Here is a 2,046-nt window from a genome sequence, read left to right as displayed (position 1 = left end):
CCAAGACCGTGCTGTTCGTGAAGCGCTCGATGGCGTCGGGCTACGCCGGCGTCGAGAACGAGCTGTTCTTCCGCCCGAACACGATGATGCTGTTCGGCGACGCCAAGAAGATGTGCGAGGAGATCGTGAAGGCGATCGAGTAGGGCGACGCCAACGCAACGTTCCCTCTACCCCTCTCCGATGTATGGTAATTGCTCACGCTGTGAGGTAGGAACATTGAGGCTGGTGGGACGTGGAGACGGGCGTTCGGCTATTTTTGGCTGAACCGGGCAGCAACCGCGGCGTCGGCGGCTTCGACGGCAAACGCCTCGGGATCGAAGTCGCCGCTGATCCACTCAGCCCATTGGGTGTGTTCGGGATGAGTAGGGTCGGCCAGGATGGCCAGCAGTTCCTGATAGCCCGCTGGCCCCCCGCAATCAACTTTTTGCGTGCCGTCGGCCCAGAGGGCAAGCGGGCTAAAGACCCGCCGCCAGAGCCCGTCCTTCCAGGGTCATGCGGATCGCCTGCAGGATGGGGATCGTCCGCCGTCGGGCCGTTTCGATCACGGATCGAACATCGGCGTAGAGCGTGGCACCCCACTGCGATCGGAAGCAGTTGATGACCTTTCGCAGGGTCGTGCACGGCCGCAGAGCACGCTCGGAGCCGTTGTTGCTCGCCGGAACTTGCCGATTTTCCAGGAAGACGAAGAGATTTCCGCGGATCCCTTTGATTGTGCGCTGAAGCTTCCGGCCTTCGGGGTGGCTCGGCTCCAGAAGCAGCAGCTTCGTGAGCCGGCTCTCGAGGGTGGCGAGATATTTCTTCAAGGTCGAATCTTTGAGGGTGTCGCGACGGCGGCCGATGGCACAGGCCCGCTTCAGGAGGGCGAGCAGAACCGGGGCGAAGACGGTATCGCCGGCATCCAGGGCGAACTGGGTCTCGCGGATCAGGTGGGGAAGACAGAATTGATGCGCCAGGGTGGCCCAGCCGATCTGCGCCTTGAGCCGGTCGGAGACCCAGATCTCGGGGCGGATCTCACCGAGGAACTCCTCGACCACGTCCTTGCCGCGGCTCGGCCGAATGACGAAGCAGGCGCTGTCGGCATGATGGAAGACCCAGCACCACCAGTTTTTCTTGCCGACCCGGAAGCTGGTCTCATCCGATTGCAGGATGGTGCCGCAGAGCAAGCGCTCGCGGATCAGATTTCTCTGCCGCGCGAAGGCGTCCCGTCCGGCCGCCATGATGTTGACCAGCGCCCCTTCGCTGATCGAAAGGCCCAGAAGATCGCTCGCCAGCGCCGCCAGCCGCTCGAAGGAGATCGCATGGGTGAAGCGCAGATAGATCATGAAGGACCGCAGGTTCGGCCCGAACGGCGAGCCCGGCTCCAATCCGGCCGGCGGCGCGGCCTTGAACGCCTTGGCGCAGCAGGGACACACACCGCCCAGCAAGGTGACCCGCGTGACGTCCGGCTTGATCTCCGGGATCTCAATCCGGTCGTAGCACTGGACCGGCATCTGCGGCATCCCCGATACGTCGGCGCGGCAATGTTGGCAGTGCTCGGCCGCCACGTCCCGTTTGCGCGTCGGGTTCGCATGCAGCGGTCGATGCGCGCCCGGATGGGCCTTGTTCTTGCTCCGCCTCATCCCGTCGCCGTTGGCCTTCTGACCTTGCGAGGGCGGCTTACTGGAATTGTCCGGCGTCTTCGGCGGAAGGCCCAGCTTCGCCTCAAGCTCCGCAACGCGCACCGTCAGCACCTCGATCTGCTTGGCTTGCGTCAGCGCCAGATCGATCAACTCCTCTTTCGTCAGTTTGACGAGCACTTCCCGATTCATCGCATCGATGAATCATGCCGCGATGACCACGTCAACCAAAATCTGCCACGGAAAAAGCCACTTCACGCTATCGCTGCGAAACCAGCGCCACGGAGGGGGTGAGCAATTACCATGGTTTCTCGTCGGCGGAAGAATTCCTGGAAGCGGACGAAGTCAGGCGGGCGGAGTGCCTGGTGCTCGATATCGCGATGCCCGGAATGTCCGGCCTCGATCTGCAGCGCGAGCTGAACCGGCGGGA

General features: G+C 63.2%; 2 protein-coding genes and 1 pseudogene. 1 reads left to right on the top strand and 2 read right to left on the bottom strand.

What is annotated here, in order from left to right; genetic code table 11:
* The coding region (locus VGP39_RS17635; protein WP_327569385.1) for an NAD(P)(+) transhydrogenase (Re/Si-specific) subunit beta at positions 1–143 on the top strand (143 nt) is incomplete at its 5' end.
* A 107-nt stretch (positions 144–250) separates the two neighbouring features.
* Here VGP39_RS17635 and VGP39_RS28190 read toward each other — a convergent pair.
* Both VGP39_RS28190 and tnpC read right to left on the bottom strand, forming a co-directional pair.
* A pseudogene (locus tag VGP39_RS28190) lies at positions 251–406 on the bottom strand (IS1096 element passenger TnpR family protein); the annotation flags it as partial.
* A gap of 49 nt (positions 407–455) precedes the next feature.
* Positions 456–1,796: an IS66 family transposase gene (gene tnpC / locus VGP39_RS17630; RefSeq protein WP_327569384.1), complete on the bottom strand. Its 1,341-nt coding sequence runs from the start codon at positions 1,794–1,796 to the stop codon at positions 456–458.
* Positions 1,797–2,046: the final 250 nt, after the last annotated feature.

The organism is Bradyrhizobium sp. (genome assembly GCF_036009065.1).
Taxonomy (GTDB): domain Bacteria; phylum Pseudomonadota; class Alphaproteobacteria; order Rhizobiales; family Xanthobacteraceae; genus Bradyrhizobium.
This window is presented reverse-complemented; position numbering and strand designations above follow the sequence as displayed.